This window comes from Enterobacter sp. V89_11 (assembly GCF_029967775.1).
In the GTDB taxonomy this organism is placed as follows: domain Bacteria; phylum Pseudomonadota; class Gammaproteobacteria; order Enterobacterales; family Enterobacteriaceae; genus Enterobacter; species Enterobacter ludwigii.
This window is the reverse complement of sequence record NZ_JASCAN010000025.1, coordinates 83,219-101,826: the sequence shown is the minus strand read 5'-3', so window position 1 is coordinate 101,826 and position 18,608 is coordinate 83,219. Positions and strand designations below refer to the sequence as shown.

At 55.8% G+C, this 18,608-nt stretch carries 15 protein-coding genes and 1 other annotated feature; of the genes, 11 read left to right on the top strand and 4 right to left on the bottom strand.

Annotation, left to right across the window (positions count from 1 at the left end; genetic code table 11):
- Positions 1 to 71 precede the first annotated feature (71 nt).
- Positions 72 to 3,419, top strand: coding sequence for a mechanosensitive channel MscK (mscK, locus tag QLG09_RS18865; RefSeq protein ID WP_014168907.1), 3,348 nt, complete (start codon positions 72 to 74; stop codon positions 3,417 to 3,419).
- Position 3,420: 1 nt separating this feature from the next.
- Here mscK and rsmS read toward each other — a convergent pair whose 3' ends face one another.
- Together rsmS and priC are read right to left on the bottom strand one after the other, a co-directional pair.
- A complete protein-coding gene (gene rsmS / locus QLG09_RS18860; protein WP_049022496.1) occupies positions 3,421 to 3,606 on the bottom strand; it encodes a pleiotropic regulatory protein RsmS in 186 nt (61 codons plus the stop codon).
- Between the two features lie 12 nt (positions 3,607 to 3,618).
- Positions 3,619 to 4,146, bottom strand: a complete 528-nt coding sequence (priC, locus tag QLG09_RS18855; RefSeq protein ID WP_049022495.1) for a primosomal replication protein N'' — start codon at positions 4,144 to 4,146, stop codon at positions 3,619 to 3,621.
- Positions 4,147 to 4,196: 50 nt separating this feature from the next.
- On the opposite strand from priC, the gene QLG09_RS18850 reads away from it, so the two are divergent.
- From QLG09_RS18850 to QLG09_RS18810, 9 genes are all read left to right on the top strand, one after another.
- Positions 4,197 to 4,574 (top strand): DUF454 family protein, encoded by a 378-nt coding sequence (locus tag QLG09_RS18850; RefSeq protein WP_049022494.1) that lies wholly within the window; start codon positions 4,197 to 4,199, stop codon positions 4,572 to 4,574.
- A 151-nt stretch (positions 4,575 to 4,725) separates the two neighbouring features.
- Positions 4,726 to 5,277, top strand: a complete 552-nt coding sequence (gene apt / locus QLG09_RS18845) for an adenine phosphoribosyltransferase (protein WP_000127359.1) — start codon at positions 4,726 to 4,728, stop codon at positions 5,275 to 5,277.
- A gap of 88 nt (positions 5,278 to 5,365) precedes the next feature.
- Positions 5,366 to 7,294: a DNA polymerase III subunit gamma/tau gene (gene dnaX, locus QLG09_RS18840; protein ID WP_047744116.1), complete on the top strand. Its 1,929-nt coding sequence runs from the start codon at positions 5,366 to 5,368 to the stop codon at positions 7,292 to 7,294.
- Positions 6,624 to 6,688: a sequence feature (DnaX frameshifting element), on the top strand. Its footprint overlaps the gene before it by 65 nt.
- A gap of 54 nt (positions 7,295 to 7,348) precedes the next feature.
- Positions 7,349 to 7,681 (top strand): YbaB/EbfC family nucleoid-associated protein, encoded by a 333-nt coding sequence (locus QLG09_RS18835; RefSeq protein ID WP_010428194.1) that lies wholly within the window; start codon positions 7,349 to 7,351, stop codon positions 7,679 to 7,681.
- The gene (recR, locus tag QLG09_RS18830) at positions 7,681 to 8,286 is read left to right on the top strand and encodes a recombination mediator RecR (protein ID WP_006809843.1); all 606 of its coding nucleotides are present in this window, start codon (positions 7,681 to 7,683) and stop codon (positions 8,284 to 8,286) included. The genes QLG09_RS18835 and recR overlap by 1 nt, the downstream gene beginning before the upstream one ends.
- A gap of 110 nt (positions 8,287 to 8,396) precedes the next feature.
- Complete coding sequence (gene htpG / locus QLG09_RS18825; RefSeq protein WP_014168914.1) at positions 8,397 to 10,271, top strand: molecular chaperone HtpG; 1,875 nt, start codon at positions 8,397 to 8,399, stop codon at positions 10,269 to 10,271.
- A gap of 192 nt (positions 10,272 to 10,463) precedes the next feature.
- Positions 10,464 to 11,108 (top strand): adenylate kinase, encoded by a 645-nt coding sequence (gene adk, locus QLG09_RS18820; RefSeq protein WP_006809841.1) that lies wholly within the window; start codon positions 10,464 to 10,466, stop codon positions 11,106 to 11,108.
- A gap of 125 nt (positions 11,109 to 11,233) precedes the next feature.
- Positions 11,234 to 12,196, top strand: a complete 963-nt coding sequence (hemH, locus tag QLG09_RS18815; RefSeq protein ID WP_025204839.1) for a ferrochelatase — start codon at positions 11,234 to 11,236, stop codon at positions 12,194 to 12,196.
- A gap of 63 nt (positions 12,197 to 12,259) precedes the next feature.
- The gene (locus QLG09_RS18810; RefSeq protein WP_020885178.1) at positions 12,260 to 13,564 is read left to right on the top strand and encodes an inosine/guanosine kinase; all 1,305 of its coding nucleotides are present in this window, start codon (positions 12,260 to 12,262) and stop codon (positions 13,562 to 13,564) included.
- An 89-nt stretch (positions 13,565 to 13,653) separates the two neighbouring features.
- On the opposite strand, the gene ybaL is transcribed toward QLG09_RS18810, so the two are convergent.
- Both ybaL and QLG09_RS18800 read right to left on the bottom strand, forming a co-directional pair.
- Positions 13,654 to 15,330 (bottom strand): YbaL family putative K(+) efflux transporter, encoded by a 1,677-nt coding sequence (gene ybaL / locus QLG09_RS18805; protein ID WP_014168917.1) that lies wholly within the window; start codon positions 15,328 to 15,330, stop codon positions 13,654 to 13,656.
- A 229-nt stretch (positions 15,331 to 15,559) separates the two neighbouring features.
- Positions 15,560 to 16,768, bottom strand: coding sequence for an MFS transporter (locus QLG09_RS18800; RefSeq protein WP_032677549.1), 1,209 nt, complete (start codon positions 16,766 to 16,768; stop codon positions 15,560 to 15,562).
- A gap of 169 nt (positions 16,769 to 16,937) precedes the next feature.
- Here QLG09_RS18800 and ushA point away from each other — a divergent pair, with 169 nt between their 5' ends.
- Positions 16,938 to 18,590: a bifunctional UDP-sugar hydrolase/5'-nucleotidase UshA gene (gene ushA / locus QLG09_RS18795; RefSeq protein WP_282489280.1), complete on the top strand. Its 1,653-nt coding sequence runs from the start codon at positions 16,938 to 16,940 to the stop codon at positions 18,588 to 18,590.
- Positions 18,591 to 18,608 lie beyond the last annotated feature (18 nt).

The window sequence follows — 18,608 nt, the reverse complement described above, 5'->3', positions numbered from 1 at the left end:
TCTGCTTCAGGCGAGCGTGATATCCTGCACGCCGGACTATTTTCGGTCATCTTCTGACATCATTCACAACTATGCTGCACACCAATCGCTCGCAACATCCTGTTCTTGTATTTTTATTGGCGACGCTGTTTTTCTTCGCAACGGCACCGCTTTCCTGGGCCCGCGCCGATAACAACAATGACATCCCTTCACGCAGTGATGTTCAGTCGCAACTCGACACCCTGAATAAACAAAAAGATCTCTCTGCTCTGGATAAGCTCGTTCAGCAGGATCTGACGGAGACGCTGGAAACGCTTGATAAAATTGAGCGTGTTAAAGCGGAAACCACACAGCTTCGGCAGAAAGTGGCGCAGGCGCCTGAAAACATGCGTAAGGCCACGGAATCGCTGAATGCCCTGAGCGATGTGGATAATGACGACGAAACCCGTAAAACGCTCGCGACCCTGTCATTGCGTCAGCTGGAATCGCGCGTCGCACAGCTGCTCGACGATCTGCAAACGGCGCAGTCCGATCTCGGCACGTACAACAGCCAGCTTGTCTCCCTGCAAACCCAGCCCGAGCGCGTGCAAAATGCGATGTACGCCGCCTCTCAGCAGCTGCAGCAGATCCGCAACCGTCTGAACGGTACGTCGGTTGGCGAAGGCACCCTGCGCCCAACGCAGCAAACGCTGCTGCTGGTGCAGCAGGCCTTACTGAATGCGCAAATCGAACAGCAGCGTAAAAGCCTGGAAGGGAATACGGTGCTGCAGGATACGCTCCAGAAGCAGCGCGACTACGTAACGGCGAACATTAATCGTCTGGAACATCAGCTTCAGCTGTTGCAGGAGGCGGTTAACAGTAAGCGCCTTACGCTGACGGAGAAAACGGCTCAGGAAGCCGTCTCACCGGACGAAACTGCCCGCATTCAGGCGAACCCGCTGGTGAAACAGGAGCTCGAGGCTAACCATCAGCTGAGCCAGCGCCTGATACTGGCAACAGAAAGCGGTAACTCGCTGGTTCAGCAAAATATCAGAGTGAAAAACTGGCTGGACCGCGCGCTGCAGGCTGAACGCAACATTAAAGAGCAGATTGCGGTTCTGAAAGGCAGCCTGCTGCTGTCGCGTATTCTCTACCAGCAACAGCAGACGCTGCCGTCCGCCGATGAGCTCGAGGACATGACCAACCGCATTGCGGATTTGCGTCTGGAACAATTCGATGTGAACCAGCAGCGCGACGCCCTTTTCCAGAGCGATACGTTTGTCGCCAAATTGGAAGAAGGCCATTCCAGTGAAGTGAACCCGGAAGTTCACGACGCTCTGCTGCAGGTTGTGGATATGCGCCGCGAGCTGCTCGACCAGCTCAACAAACAGCTCGGCAACCAGCTGATGATGGCGATTAACCTGCAGATCAACCAGCAACAGCTGGTGAGCGTGTCGAAAAGTCTGCAGGAGATCCTGACCCAGCAGATTTTCTGGGTTAACAGCAATAAGCCGATGGACTGGGACTGGATTAAATCCTTCCCTGAAACGCTGAAGGCGCAGATTAAGAGCATGAAAATCACCGTAAACTGGGAGAAAGCCTGGCCTGCGGTGATGATTGCCTTCCTGGCGGGGCTCCCGCTGCTGCTGATTGCCGGCCTGATCCGCTGGCGTCTGGGCTGGCTGAAGAAATACCAGGATAAGCTGGCGTCTGAAGTGGGGCAACTGCGTAACGACAGTCAGCTGCACACGCCAAAAGCGATTCTGATCGATCTGATCCGCGCGCTGCCGGTCTGCCTGATTATTCTGGCGGTGGGGCTTATCCTGCTGACGATGCAGCTCAACATCAGCGACCTGCTGTGGGCGTTCAGTAAAAAACTGGCCCTGTTCTGGCTGGTGTTTGGCGTGTGCTGGAAAGTGCTGGAAAAAGACGGCGTTGCGGTGCGTCATTTCAACATGCCTGCGCAACTGACCAGCCACTGGCGTCGTCAGATTGTACGCGTCAGCCTGGCGCTGTTGCCGCTGCACTTCTGGTCCGTCGTCGCTGAGCTGTCTCCGCTGCACCTGATGGACGATGTCATGGGCCAGCTGGTTATTTTGCTGAACCTGCTGCTCATTGCCATCCTGATGTGGCCGATGTGCCGCGACAGCTGGCGGGATAAAGAGTCTCATAACATTCGTCTGGCCACCGTGACGGTACTGGCGATTATTCCGCTGGCACTGATGGTGCTCACGGCGACGGGGTACTTCTATACCACGTTGCGCCTGTCCGGACGCTGGATTGAAACCGTCTATCTGGTGATCGTCTGGAACCTGCTTTATCAGACCGTACTGCGCGGCCTGAGCGTGGCGGCTCGCCGCATCGCTTATCGTCGTGCCATCGCGCGTCGCCAGCATCAGGTGAAGGAGGGGGCCGAAGGCGCGGAGCCACAGGAAGAGCCAACCATCGCGCTGGAGCAGGTGAACCAGCAGACACTGCGTATCACCATGCTGGTGATGATCGCGCTGTTTGCGGTGATGTTCTGGGCGATCTGGTCTGATTTAATCACCGTCTTCGCCTACCTCGACAGTATCACCCTCTGGCAATACAACGGCACCGAAGCGGGCGCCGCGGTAATGAAAAGCGTGACCATGGGCAGCCTGCTCTTTGCCCTGGTGTCGTCAGTGGTAGCCTGGGCGTTGATTCGAAACCTGCCAGGCCTGCTTGAAGTACTGGTGCTGTCGCGTCTGAACCTGCGTCAGGGGGCGTCGTATGCCATCACCACCATCCTCAACTACGTCATTATTATTGTCGGGGCGATGACGGTCTTTGGATCGCTTGGCGTCTCGTGGGATAAGCTGCAGTGGCTGGCGGCCGCGCTCTCTGTCGGTCTCGGTTTTGGCTTGCAGGAGATCTTCGGTAACTTTGTTTCCGGCCTGATCATCCTGTTCGAACGTCCGGTACGTATCGGTGATACCGTCACCATCGGCACCTTCTCGGGAACGGTCAGCAAGATCCGTATTCGTGCCACCACCATCACCGACTTCGATCGCAAAGAGGTGATCATCCCGAACAAAGCGTTCGTCACCGAGCGACTGATCAACTGGTCGCTCTCCGACACCACAACGCGCGTCGTCATTCGACTGGGTGTGGCCTACGGCTCCGATCTGGATAAAGTGAAAGAGGTGTTGTTAAAAGCCGCGAAATCGCATCCTAAGGTGATGCACGAGCCCGCCCCAGATGTGTTCTTCACCACCTTTGGGCCGAGCACGCTGGATCACGAGCTGCGGTTATACGTGCGTGAGCTGCGCGATCGCAGCTACACCGTGGATGAGCTGAACCGCACTATCGATCGTCTGTGCCGTGAAAACAACATTAATATCGCCTTCAACCAGCTTGAAGTTCACCTGCGTAACGAGAAAGGTGATGAGCATACGGAAGTGAAGCGCGAGATTCAGGGTGACGATCCTACCCCGGCGTAATTCAGGTTCCCTCTCCCGGTGGGAGAGGGTCAGGGTGAAGGCGACTGGCCTTCACCTTGCCTTCAAAATCCGTCTTCACTATCGCAAGTGCTTTCAGCACCGTCTGAGCAGGGATGTCATGATTCTCCAGCAGCATAATCAAATCGACGGCCAGCTTGACCTCATCGGGTGCATTTTCCAGTGACATTTACGGCTCCTGTTAACGGGTCAGACGTTCAATGACGCGTTCAATTTCATCCAGTGCCTGACGGCAACGAACGATGCGGCCCTCGAGGGCGCTAATCTCTCGCATTAATAACTGCTGCTCTTCCAGCGTCTCGCTTGCGTTCAGGCGCGTTTCCCGCTCCCGCTTCATCTCAAACAGACGGCGTGCAAACTCCTGGTTCTCCAGCCGCTTGCGTTGCCATTTACCGAGACCCGGCGACGCGCTGTCCCAGACGCGTAGCGGCCAGGCGGTCATTTCACGGTGCAGGGCGGTGATCTGCTCGGTGAGATGTTCCGCAAGCCAGGCGACCTGTTGCTGTTGATTGTTCTCAACCGCATGGCGCAACTCATCAAGATTCATCTGCGCCTCAGCAACATAATCCTGGATGCGCGTGCTGCGGGTACGAAAAAGCTGCCGGTCAAAGCGCGGCTTCAGCGTAGCATGCCCCATTAACGGCGTAGCCTGCGCGCGCAGGGTGGACAGCTGATTTTGCAGCGTCTCCAGAAGCAGGGCTGTTTTCAATACGCTCTCCAGTGGTAAAGTAGCCGTTCAGTTTGATAACGATTCGCATTATGCAGCGTACTATTTTAATCATCATTGGCTGGCTCGCGGTAGTGTTAGGCACGCTGGGCTTGGTTTTGCCCTTATTGCCCACCACGCCTTTTATCCTGCTGGCAGCCTGGTGCTTCGCCCGTTCATCGCCGCGCTTTCACCACTGGCTGCTGTACCGCTCCTGGTTTGGCGGCTATTTGCGCCACTGGCAAAAACATCGGGCAATGCCGCCCGGTGCGAAGCCGCGTGCGATCGCGGTGATCCTGATTACCTTTGCCATTTCATTATGGCTGGTGAAAATGATGTGGGTGCGCATTCTGTTGCTGACGATCCTCGCCTGTCTGCTTTTCTTTATGTGGCGGATCCCCGTGGTTGATGAAAAGCAACAAAAGCACTGAAGCCTTATAATGGCTGTTGCAATTATTGCGCGCAGCCAGTAAATTCGACCGTTTTCGAGCACAGCTGCGCCTGGTCAAAGGTTAAACAATTGTTACCCTGGCCGACTCGTTGCGCGCTGTGAGTAACACTGTTTCATTTAGGCACAAACCGATGACCGCAACTGCACAGCAGCTTGAATATCTGAAAAACAGCATCAAAAGTATCCAGGACTATCCAAAGCCTGGCATTCTTTTCCGTGATGTCACCAGCTTGCTGGAAGACCCGAAAGCGTACGCGCTCAGCATTGAACTGCTGGTCGAGCGTTATAAAAACGCCGGGATCACCAAAGTAGTGGGTACCGAAGCCCGTGGATTCCTGTTTGGCGCGCCGGTCGCGCTGGCAATGGGTGTTGGCTTTGTGCCGGTGCGTAAACCGCGCAAACTGCCGCGTGAAACCATCGCAGAGAGCTACGAACTGGAGTACGGCACCGATCAGCTGGAAATCCACGTTGATGCGATCAAGCCTGGCGATAAAGTGCTGGTGGTTGACGATCTGCTGGCGACCGGCGGCACGATTGAAGCGACCGTGAAGCTGATCCGTCGTCTGGGTGGTGAAGTGACCGACGCGGCATTCATCATTAACCTGTTTGACCTGGGTGGCGAACAGCGCCTGGAAAAACAGGGCATTACCAGCTACAGCCTGGTGCCTTTCCCGGGTCATTAATCCCGGTTTTCACAACCTCGCTCAATGGGTGAGGTTGTGATAGCATTCCCCTCCATAAATTCACCTTCCAGCGTTGCAGAGCCTGCCCATGAGTTATCAGGTGTTAGCCCGTAAATGGCGACCACAAACCTTTGCTGACGTTGTCGGTCAGGAGCATGTGCTGACGGCCCTGGCGAACGGCTTGTCGCTAGGTCGCATCCATCACGCTTATCTTTTCTCCGGCACCCGCGGCGTCGGTAAGACCTCTATTGCCCGTTTGCTGGCAAAAGGTCTGAACTGCGAAACCGGGATCACCGCCACGCCGTGCGGCGTGTGTGACAACTGCCGTGAAATTGAGCAGGGGCGCTTTGTCGATCTGATTGAGATCGACGCCGCCTCGCGCACGAAAGTGGAAGATACCCGCGATCTGCTCGACAACGTGCAGTACGCGCCGGCGCGTGGCCGCTTCAAGGTCTACCTGATCGATGAAGTGCACATGCTGTCACGCCACAGTTTCAACGCCCTGCTGAAAACGCTGGAAGAGCCGCCCGCGCATGTGAAATTCCTGCTGGCGACCACCGATCCGCAAAAGCTGCCGGTCACTATTTTGTCGCGCTGCCTGCAGTTCCATCTGAAGGCGCTGGACGTCGAGCAGATCCGCGCTCAGCTTGAACATATTCTTGATGAAGAGAAGATTGTCCACGAACCGCGCGCCCTGCAGCTGCTGGCCCGCGCGGCAGACGGCAGCCTTCGTGATGCCTTAAGTCTCACCGACCAGGCGATTGCCAGCGGTGACGGTAAACTCTCGACCGACGCGGTCAGCACCATGCTCGGCACGCTGGATGACGATCAGGCGCTTTCTCTCATCGAAGCGATGATTTCCGCCAACGGTGAACGCGTCATGTCGCTGGTGAACGCCGCAGCTGCCCGGGGCATTGAATGGGAAGCGCTGTTGGTTGAGATGCTGAGTCTGCTGCACCGCGTGGCGATGCTGCAGCTTTCTCCGTCCGCCATCGGTGCCGATATGGCGGTTATTGAACACCGGATGCGTGAACTTGCGCGCACCGTCCCACCGGCTGACGTGCAGCTTTATTACCAGACGCTGCTGATTGGCCGCAAAGAGCTGCCGTTTGCGCCGGATCCCCGGATGGGCGTTGAAATGACCCTGCTGCGTGCGCTGGCGTTCCATCCGCGCATGCCTCTGCCGGAGCCGGAAGTGCCCCGACAGTCTTTTGCTCCGGTCGCCCCCACTGCGGTGATGTCGCCTCAGCAGGTGCCACCGCAGCCGACGGCTCCCCCGCAGCAGAACGTACCGCTGCCGGAGGCCACCAGTTCGGTGCTTGCCGCACGAAGCCAGTTGCAACGTGCTCAGGGAGCAACCAAACCAAAAAAGAGTGAACCGGCAGCGCCAGGAAGAGCGCGGCCGGTGAACAACGCCGCGCTTGAACGACTGGCTTCGGTTACGGAGCGCGTTCAGTCGCGCCCTGCACCGTCCGCGCTCGAGCAAAAAGCCCCGGTGAAAGAAGAGGCTTACCGCTGGAAGGCAACAACCCTCGTTGAAGAGGTGAAAGAAGAAGTTGCCACACCGAAAGCGCTAAAAAAGGCGCTGGAGCATGAAAAAACACCTGAGCTTTCCGCGAAACTTGCCGAAGAGTCTATTGAGCGTGACGCGTGGGCCGCAGAGGTCAGTAAACTGCAGTTGCCGAAGCTGGTTGAGCAGGTCGCGCTGAATGCCTGGAAAGAGCAGGACGGTCATCAGGTACGTTTACACCTGCGACCGGGTCAGCGGCACCTGAATTCCCCTGGCGCGCAAAAAGCGCTGGCCGAGGCGCTCACCGCATTACACGGTGCACCGGTTGAATTGACTATCATTGAAGATGATAATCCGGCGGTGCGAACGCCACTGGAATGGCGTCAGGCGATTTATGAAGAGAAGCTCGCGCAGGCGCGCGAGTCGATTATCGCGGATAACAATATCCAGACTCTGCGCCGGTTCTTCGACGCCGATCTGGATGAAGAGAGTATTCGCCCCATTTGATCGTGAGTCTGACTTACGGTTGTAATCCTTAAACGTGAAAGAAGAGAGAAGCCTATGTTTGGTGGAAAAGGCGGTCTGGGTGGCCTGATGAAGCAGGCTCAGCAGATGCAGGAAAAAATGCAGAAGATGCAGGAAGAGATCGCTCAGCTGGAAGTCACGGGTGAATCCGGTGCCGGTCTGGTCAAGGTGACCATCAACGGTGCGCATAACTGCCGTCGCGTTGAAATCGACCCAAGCCTGCTCGAAGACGACAAAGACATGCTGGAAGATCTGGTTGCAGCCGCGTTTAACGATGCTGCGCGCCGTATCGATGAAACTCAGAAAGAGAAAATGGCCTCTGTTTCCAGCGGTATGCAACTGCCGCCTGGCTTCAAGATGCCATTCTGATGCAAACCAGTCCGCTGCTCACGCAGTTAATGGAAGCACTGCGCTGTCTGCCGGGTGTCGGCCCGAAGTCGGCGCAGCGCATGGCGTTTACGCTATTGCAGCGCGACCGCAGCGGCGGGATGCGCCTGGCGCAGGCTTTGACCCGTGCCATGTCAGAAATTGGTCACTGTGCGGATTGCCGTACCTTTACCGAGCAGGACGTGTGTAACATCTGCACTAATCCGCGTCGTCAGGAAAACGGTCAGATTTGCGTGGTGGAGAGTCCGGCGGACATCTACGCCATCGAACAGACCGGGCAGTTTTCTGGCCGCTATTTTGTGCTGATGGGGCATCTCTCCCCGCTGGACGGTATTGGCCCGGACGATATCGGTCTCGATCGCCTTGAACAGCGTCTTGAGTCCGAAACGATCAAAGAGGTGATCCTCGCCACCAACCCAACGGTGGAAGGGGAAGCTACGGCTAACTACATCGCCGAATTGTGCGCACAGTATGGCGTTGACGCCAGCCGCATCGCTCACGGCGTGCCAGTGGGCGGTGAGCTGGAGATGGTGGACGGCACCACGCTGTCCCACTCTCTGGCTGGACGTCACAAGATTATTTTCTGACCAAACGGAGGCTGCAATCGCGGCCTCCGCTTGAAATTCTCCCCTCGTATCCCCATCTCTCCCTCAACGTTTTAAAACCCCATTAAATGGCATTGTTGAGGTCGACATAGATGAAAGGACAAGAAACCCGTGGTTTCCAGTCAGAAGTAAAACAGCTTCTGCACCTGATGATCCATTCCCTGTATTCCAACAAAGAAATCTTCCTGCGTGAGCTGATTTCCAACGCCTCCGATGCGGCGGACAAGCTGCGCTTCCGCGCCCTGTCTAACCCGGATCTGTACGAAGGCGACGGAGAGCTGCGCGTGCGCGTCTCTTTCGATAAAGAGAACCGTACCCTGACTATCGCCGATAACGGCATTGGTATGAACCGCGACGAGGTCATCGACCATCTCGGGACCATTGCTAAATCCGGTACCAAAGCGTTCCTCGAATCAATGGGCTCCGATCAGGCGAAAGACAGCCAGCTGATCGGCCAGTTCGGTGTGGGCTTCTACTCGGCGTTCATCGTTGCGGACAAAGTTACCGTACGTACCCGTGCAGCAGGCGACAGTGCGGATCACGGCGTCTTCTGGGAATCTAAAGGCGAAGGCGAATACACCGTTGATGACATCACTAAAGCGGACCGCGGTACCGAAATCACCCTTCACCTGCGTGAAGGCGAAGATGATTTCCTGAATGACTGGCGCGTGCGCTCCATCATCAGCAAATACTCCGACCATATTGCCCTGCCGGTTGAGATTGAAAAACAGGAAGAGAAAGACGGTGAAACCGTGGTGTCCTGGGAGAAAATCAACAAAGCGCAGGCGCTGTGGACGCGCAATAAATCTGAAATTAAAGACGACGAATACAACGAATTCTACAAACACATCGCCCACGACTTTACCGATCCACTCACCTGGAGCCACAACCGTGTGGAAGGTAAGCAGGAGTACACCAGCCTGCTGTATATCCCGTCTCAGGCGCCGTGGGATATGTGGAACCGCGATCACAAGCACGGTCTGAAGCTGTACGTCCAGCGCGTGTTTATCATGGATGACGCCGAGCAGTTCATGCCGAACTACCTGCGCTTTGTGCGTGGTCTAATTGACTCCAACGATCTGCCGCTGAACGTCTCCCGTGAAATTCTGCAGGACAGCACCGTCACCCGCAACCTGCGTAATGCACTGACCAAACGTGCGCTGCAGATGCTGGAAAAACTGGCGAAAGACGATGCAGAAAAATACCAGACTTTCTGGAAACAGTTCGGTCTGGTGCTGAAAGAGGGCCCTGCGGAAGATACATCCAACGTAGAAGCCATTGCTAAACTGCTGCGTTTCGCTTCCACTCACACCGACTCCTCTGCGCAGACCGTGTCGCTGGAAGAGTACGTCTCCCGCATGAAAGAAGGGCAGGAGAAGATCTACTACATCACCGCCGACAGCTACGCCGCGGCGAAGAGCAGCCCACACCTCGAGCTGCTGCGTAAGAAAGGCATCGAAGTACTGCTGCTGTCTGACCGCATCGACGAGTGGATGATGAACTACCTGACCGAGTTCGACGGTAAGGCGTTCCAGTCCGTCGCCAAAGCCGATGAGTCGATCGATAAGCTGGCCGATGAAGTGGACGAAAGCGCGAAAGAAGCGGAGAAGGCGCTGGAGCCTTTCGTTGAGCGCGTGAAAACGCTGCTGGGCGATCGCGTGAAAGAGGTGCGTTTCACTCACCGTCTGACTGATACCCCGGCCATTGTCACCACGGATGCGGATGAAATGAGCACCCAGATGGCGAAACTGTTCGCCGCGGCGGGCCAGGCGATGCCAGAAGTGAAGTATATCTTCGAGCTGAACCCGGATCATCCGCTGGTGAAACGCGCGGCGGATACGCAGGACGAAGCACGCTTCGCCGAGTGGGTTGAGCTTCTGCTGGATCAGTCTCTGCTGGCCGAGCGCGGCACGCTGGAAGATCCTAACCTGTTCATTAAACGTGTGAATGCGCTGCTGCTGGCGTAATTGACCCGCCTCACCCTGGTCTTCTCCCTCTCCTGTGGGAGAGGACCGGGGGAGGGCACCAGACCGCTCCTTCCCGTTAATCTCCCTTCATTAACCGTTTCAGCCCGCCTGCCTTCCTTGAGCCATATCCGTTCTGGTGGTATTGTTTAGCGCTTTTGAAAAATTGAATCGACTTTTGAGGGGATTTTCGCAATGCGTATTATTCTGCTTGGCGCTCCGGGCGCGGGTAAAGGAACTCAGGCTCAGTTCATCATGGAGAAATACGGTATTCCGCAAATCTCCACCGGTGATATGCTGCGCGCCGCTGTTAAATCTGGCTCCGAGCTGGGTAAACAAGCGAAAGACATCATGGACGCAGGCAAGCTGGTGACCGACGAGCTGGTTATCGCTCTGGTCAAAGAGCGCATTGCTCAGGAAGACTGCCGTAACGGTTTCCTGCTGGACGGCTTCCCACGTACCATTCCTCAGGCTGATGCCATGAAAGAAGCGGGCATCAACGTGGACTACGTGCTCGAGTTCGACGTGCCGGACGAGCTGATCGTTGACCGTATTGTTGGTCGTCGCGTACACGCTGCCTCTGGCCGCGTTTACCACATCAAATTCAACCCGCCTAAGGTTGAAGGTAAAGATGACGTTACCGGTGAAGAGCTGACCACCCGTAAAGACGATCAGGAAGAGACCGTGCGTAAACGTCTGGTGGAATACCATCAGATGACCGCTCCGCTGATCGGTTATTACACCAAAGAAGCGCAGGCGGGTAACACCAAATACGCGAAAGTTGACGGCACCAAAGCCGTTGCTGACGTTCGTGCAGAGCTGGAAAAAATCCTCGGCTAATTGCACCTCTCTCACCCGGGCTCTCCGGGTGAGAAAAATTCTCATCTTACCTATTGCAGCAATGGGTTTCGTTTAAACGCTTTTCCGCTACAATTGAAAACCATTCAAATGGTTAAGAGGCGTGAATGAGTCAGGCGAAAACCGGCATCCTGCTTGCCAATCTGGGTACACCAGATGCACCGACATCAGAAGCGGTAAAACGCTACCTGCGACAATTTTTAAGCGACACGCGCGTCGTGGATACCCCAAGACTGTTGTGGTGGCCGCTGCTGCGTGGCGTCATTCTGCCGATTCGTGCCCCACGTGTAGCAAAGCTTTATCAGTCCGTCTGGATGGAAGAGGGCTCACCGCTGATGGTGTATAGCCGTCGGCAGGAAAAAGCGCTGGCCGCCCGCCTGCCGGATATGCCCGTCGCGCTGGGCATGAGCTACGGTAAACCGTCACTGGAAAGCGCGGTCGACTCGCTGCTGGCGCAGGGCGTCGACCACATTGTGGTTCTCGCCCTTTATCCGCAGTACTCCTGCTCGACGGTTGCCGCCGTCTGGGATGAGCTGGCACGTATTCTGGCGACCCGCCGCCGTATTCCTGGCGTGACCTTTATTCGCGATTACGCCGATAACGAACGCTATATTAAAGCGCTTGCCAGTAGCGCGCGCGCGTCGTTTGAAAAACATGGCGAGCCGGATCTGCTGTTGCTCTCCTATCACGGGATCCCGCAGCGCTTCGCCAATGAAGGGGATGATTACCCGCAGCGCTGCCGCGATACTACCCGTGAGCTGGTCTCAGCCCTCGGCCTGCCGCCAGAGAAAGTGATGATGACCTTCCAGTCGCGTTTTGGCCGCGAGCCGTGGTTAACGCCTTATACCGACGAAACCCTCAAAATGCTCGGTGAGAAGGGCGTGAAACATATTCAGGTGATGTCACCCGGTTTCTCCGCCGACTGTCTGGAAACGCTGGAAGAGATTGCCGTGCAGAACAGAGAGTTCTTCCTCGAGGCGGGCGGAACGAAATACGAATATATTCCGGCCCTTAACGACTCGCCTGAGCATATCGAGATGATGGTGTCACTGGTGACAAACAGCCGCTGATCGCACTATGGGCCGGGTTTGTGCTACCATTCCCGGCCCATAATCCTTGCACAGTTCAGACCCATGAAATTTCCCGGTAAACGCAAATCTAAACACTACTTTCCCGTTGATGCCCGCGATCCGCTCCTGCAGCAAATCCAGCCGGAAAATGAAACCAGCGCCGCATGGGTCGTCGGTATCGATCAGACGCTGGTGGACATTGAAGCTAAAGTGGATGATGCGTTTGTCGCTCGTTACGGTCTGAGCGCCGGTCACTCGCTGGTGATTGAGGACGATGTTGCCGAAGCCCTGTATCAGGAGCTGACGCGCGAAAACCTGATCACCCATCAGTTTGCCGGTGGCACTATCGGCAACACCATGCACAACTACTCGGTGCTTGCCGACGACCGCTCTGTGTTATTGGGCGTCATGTGCAGCAACATCGAAATTGGTGGCTACGCCTACCGTTACCTGTGCAATACCTCCAGCCGCACCGATCTGAACTACCTTCAGGGCGTTGACGGGCCGATTGGCCGCTGCTTCACGCTGATCAGCGATTCCGGCGAACGTACCTTTGCCATCAGCCCCGGCCACATGAATAAGCTGCGTGCAGAGAGCATTCCGGAAGCGGTGATAGCGGGCGCGTCTGCACTGGTGCTGACGTCGTATCTGGTGCGCTGTAAACCCGGTGAGCCGATGCCGGAAGCCACCATGAAAGCGATTGAGTACGCGAAGAAATACAATGTGCCGGTCGTTCTGACGCTGGGCACCAAATTCGTGATAGCCGACAACCCCGAGTGGTGGCAGGCCTTCCTGAAGGAACACGTCTCGATTCTGGCGATGAACGAAGAAGAGGCTGAAGCATTGACCGGCGAGAGCGATCCGCTGCTGGCCTCCGATAAAGCGCTCGACTGGGTCGATCTGGTGCTCTGCACGGCCGGACCGGTAGGGCTGTATATGGCAGGCTTCACGGAAGAAGAGAGCAAACGCAAAACGCAGCATCCACTGCTGCCAGGCGCCATTGCCGAGTTTAACCAGTACGAGTTCAGCCGCGCGATTCGCCATAAAGATTGCGAAAACCCGCTGCGTATTTACTCCCACATCGCGCCGTATATGGGCGGGCCAGAAAAGATCATGAACACCAATGGCGCGGGAGATGGCGCACTGGCGGCGCTGCTGCATGACATCACTGCGAATGCCTACCATAAAACCAACGTCCCGAATTCCAGCAAGCACAAATTCAACTGGCTGACCTATTCGTCGCTGGCGCAGGTGTGTAAGTACGCGAACCGCGTGAGTTATCAGGTGCTGAACCAGCACTCGCCGCGCTTAACCCGCGGTCTGCCGGAAAGGGAAGATAGCCTCGAAGAAGCCTACTGGGACCGATAAAGGCAAAACGGCAACCTTGCGGTTGCCGTATTCGTGTTTGTACCCTCTCCCGGTGGGAGAGGGTCAGTAAAGGGCTGCAGGAGGCACGCTTACCCCGTCACCACCTCGTCAACCGGCGGTTTCGTTAACAGCGTCAGCATCGCTTTTGCAATTTCGCGTTCACCCATCACCACCTGATCCGCACCCCGTTCGGTAATGTACTCCACCTCATCGTCATAATGGGCACGGGCAATGATCTCAATATTCGGGCATTTTTCACGTGCGGACGCCACAATTTCACCCGCTTCATAGCCGTTTGGAATGGTCAGCAGCAACCAGCGCGCGCAGTCCAGATGCGCGAGATTCATGATCTCTTCGTTTGCCGCATTGCCCAACACCGCGCGAACGCCGCGCTCGCGCAGCTCGTCGACGCGGGTACGTGATGTTTCAATCACCACCAGCGGGATCCCCTGCGCCATCAGCTTCTCACCGAGCAGGCTTCCTACGCGGCCAAAGCCGACCAGCAGGGCATGATTGCAAATATCCACCGGGATCTGCTTCTCTTCTTCGATAGCTTCTTCCAGCGTCTGCTCTTCCAGCGTTTCGGTTTTATCGAGGTATTTTTCCAGCAACGCAAACAGGACCGGGTTCAGCATGATGGAGAGGATCGCTCCGGCGAGGACCAGGTTTTGCCCGGCCTGCGGCAGCAGATTCAGCGCCATACCCAGGCCTGCCAGAATAAAGGCGAACTCACCAATCTGCGCCAGGCTGGCGGCGATGGTCAGAGCGGTACGCGGCGAGTGGCCAAACATCCGTACCAGGAAGAAGGCGGCAACCGACTTACCAAAAATAATAATCGCCAGGGTGCCCATCACGGCCAGCGGTTGCTGAACCAGAACCATCGGATCAAACAGCATCCCGACGGAGACAAAGAACAGGACGGCGAAGGCGTCGCGCAGCGGCAGCGTATCGTGCGCCGCACGGTGGCTCAGCTCGGATTCGTTCAGCACCATCCCGGCGAAGAACGCGCCCAGTGCAAAGGAGACGTCGAACAGTTCAACGGCCCCAAAGGCAATCCCCAGCGCCAGGGCAAGGACAGACAGGGTAAACAACTCACGGGAGCCGGTGGCCGCGCTGCGGGACAGGATCCACGGCACCAGACGGCGGCCCACCAGCATCATAATGGTGATAAACGCCACCACTTTCCCGATGGTGATGCTCATGTCCAGCGCCAGCGTCGCAAAGCCGACGCTCTCTTTTTCCATCATACCGGCGACGGCAGGCAGCAACACCAGCGTCAGCACCATCACCAGGTCTTCCACAATCAGCCAGCCTATCGCGATTTGTCCGCGCTGGCTGTCGATAAGCTGCCTCTCCTCAAGCGCGCGCAGCAGTACGACGGTACTGGCGGTTGAAAGACACAGCCCAAAGACGATACCGGTCATCAGCGACCAGCCAAGCACTGTCGAAAGCGCCATTCCCAGCAGCGTCGCTACGGCTATCTGTGCGATCGCTCCCGGTATGGCGATCGACTTTACCGCCATCAGATCCTTCAGTGAGAAATGCAGACCCACGCCAAACATCAGCAGAATCACGCCTAATTCCGCCAGTTCGGGCGCCAGTTTGGTATCCGCCACGAAACCTGGCGTAAAGGGACCCGCCAGCACACCCGCTAACAAATAGCCCACCAGAGGCGAAATACGCAGTTTATTGGCAATCATGCCGAGGATAAAAGCGAGCACAAGTCCACCAACAATGGTGGTGATAAGCGGTGTGGCGTGATGCATTCCGTCTCCTTTCGTTGTGGGTGTTCCATTTGGTTAAAAAACCAAAAACCGAGTAATAGTTTATGACAATTTTTGCCGTTATGTTTATGAATAATTGTTGAAGTTTGAATAAAACAGCAATATGCGTGTAAAAAAGCGCATTTTGATAAATTAGGCAGGGGGATGGAGAAGAAACCCTTATGGCATCAGGGTGTCAGGTCGCCAAAGTAAAACTTTAGCGACCGTTATATTACGCTTTATGGCGGTTATCAGGCAGGAATATGGTCAACATCCCCAGAAGCGGCAGGAAAGCACAGATTTTATAGACCAGGAAGATACTGGTGTGGTCGGCAATCATGCCCAGCACTGCCGCACCAAGGCCGCCCATGCCGAAAGCAAAACCGAAAAAGAGCCCGGAAACCATACCGATACGGCCTGGCAGCAGCTCTTGCGCGTAAACAAGGATGGCGGAAAACGCCGAGGCGAGGATAAACCCAATAATCACGGTCAAAATCCCCGTCCACTCCAGGCTTGCATACGGCAAAATAAGGGTAAACGGGGCCACGCCGAGGATAGAGCCCCAAATGACGTATTTACGTCCGATTTTATCGCCCACAGGCCCGCCGATAACCGTCCCTGCAGCCACCGCAAACAGGAAGGCAAACAGGTGAAGCTGGGCGTTTTGGACCGATAATCCGAATTTTTGCATCAGGTAAAAGGTGTAATAGCTGCTGATGCTCGCCATATAGAAGTATTTCGAAAAAATCAGCACCAGAAGCACGGAGACGGCCAGAATGACCTTATCGCGAGGAAGGGGATTGATAACCTTCGCTTTAGGCTTACCTTTGTTCACGCGATGCTGTGCGGCATACCAGCGGCTGATCTGAATCAGTACGATAATCGCCAGCAAGGCTGCCAGCACAAACCACGCCACGTTACCCTTGCCGTACGGAGCGATGATCACCGCTGCCAGCAGTGGGCCGAGGGAGCTGCCAAAGTTACCGCCCACCTGAAAGAGCGATTGCGCCAGCCCGTGACGGCCCCCGGAGGCCATGCGCGCCACGCGTGAGGACTCCGGGTGAAAGACCGACGACCCCGTGCCCACCAGCGCGGCGGCAATCAGCACTGCTTCAAAGCTGCCTGCCATTGCCAGCAGCACCAGCCCGCTCAAGGTAAAACACATGCCAATCGGTAGCGACCACGGCATGGGATATTTATCCGTCCAGTAGCCCACGACCGGTTGCAGAAGCGAGGAGGCCAGCTGGAAGGTCAGGGTGATCATCCCGATCTGCACGAACGTTAACGAAAACTCGGACTGCAGCAGCGGGTAGATCGCGAGAATCAACGACTGGATCATGTCGTTGAGCAGATGTGAAAGACTGATTGCGCCTAACACTTTAAACGAGGTGCGCGACGCCGGAGCGCCAGACACGGGCTGGGTTGATTCACTGATTGCCATAGAGATGAATACCACGTCTTTTGTTATTAGAAATGCAGGGTGTAATTATTATCCAACTAACATACCCGGCAGTGACATTTGAATAAAGTCGCAATTCTGAAAACTTATTTGTCTATTCTTATTAGTCACTGTAATTTTTGCCTTTGTCTATTGGTCAGGGAGAGAGAAGATGAAGTTAATGAAGCGGAGCGTCGCGCTGGCGCTGATCGCCGCCTGGGGTCTGGTTAGCCTGCCCGTGCAGGCCTATGAAAAAGATAAAACCTATAAAATCACCATTCTGCATACCAACGATCACCACGGCCATTTCTGGCGCAGTGAATACGGCGAATACGGTCTGTCGGCACAAAAAACGCTGGTGGATGGCATTCGTAAAGAGGTGGCAGCCCAGGGGGGCAGCGTACTGCTGCTGTCGGGGGGCGATATCAATACCGGCGTGCCGGAATCTGATTTACAGGATGCGGAGCCTGATTTCCGCGGCATGAATCTTATTGGCTATGATGCGATGGCCGTCGGTAACCATGAATTCGATAACCCGCTGACGGTGCTGCGTCAGCAGGAAAAATGGGCAAAATTTCCGTTCCTCTCTGCCAACATCTACCAGAAAAGCACAGGCGAGCGACTGTTCAAACCCTGGGCGCTGTTTAAGCGTCAGGATCTGAAAATTGCGGTCATCGGGTTAACCACCGACGATACGGCGAAAATCGGCAACCCTGAGTTCTTTACCGATATCGAATTCCGTAAACCGGCAGACGAAGCGAAGCTGGTCATTCAGGAATTGCAGCAGAACGAAAAGCCGGATGTCATTATTGCCACCACCCATATGGGCCACTACGACAACGGTGAGCACGGCTCGAATGCGCCGGGTGACGTGGAGATGGCTCGCAGCCTGCCTGCAGGCTCGCTGGCGATGATTGTGGGCGGTCATTCACAAGACCCGGTCTGCATGGCGTCAGAGAATAAAAAGCAGGTCGACTACGTGCCAGGCACGCCGTGTGCTCCGGACCGTCAGAACGGTATCTGGATTGTGCAGGCGCACGAATGGGGTAAATACGTGGGGCGTGCGGACTTTGAGTTCCGTAACGGCGAGATGAAGCTGGTGCACTATCAGCTCATTCCGGTCAACCTGAAGAAGAAAGTGACTTACCCTGACGGGAAGAGTGAACGCGTACTCTACACCCCGGAAATTGCCGAGAACGCGCAGATGCTCTCCCTGCTGACGCCCTTCCAGAATAAAGGCAAGGCGCAACTGGACGTGAAGATTGGTACGCTGAATGGTCGTCTGGAAGGGGACCGCAGCAAAGTTCGCTTTGTGCAGACCAATATGGGGCATCTGGTGCTGGCGGCACAAATGGCGCGCACAAATGCCGATTTTGGCGTGATGAGCGGCGGCGGCATCCGCGACTCCATCGAAGGCGGAAACATCACCTATAAAGATGTGCTGAAGGTTCAGCCGTTCGGTAACATCGTGGTGTATGTCGACATGAGCGGTAAAGAGGTGATTGACTATCTCGCCGCCGTGGCGCAGATGAAGCCGGACTCCGGCGCTTATCCGCAGTTTGCCAACGTCAGCTTTGTGGCGAAGGACGGCAAGCTCAACGACCTCAAAATCAAAGGCGAGCCGGTCGACCCTGCCAAAACCTACCGCATGGCAACATTAAGCTTTAACGCCACCGGTGGTGATGGTTATCCGCATATCGACAATAAACCGGGCTATGTGAATACCGGGTTTATCGATGCGGAAGTGCTGAAGCAGTTTATCGAGCAGAATTCACCGATCGACGTGAATACCTACGAGCCGAAAGGCGAGGTGAGCTGGCAGTAGTGCGGTTTTGTGCCGGGG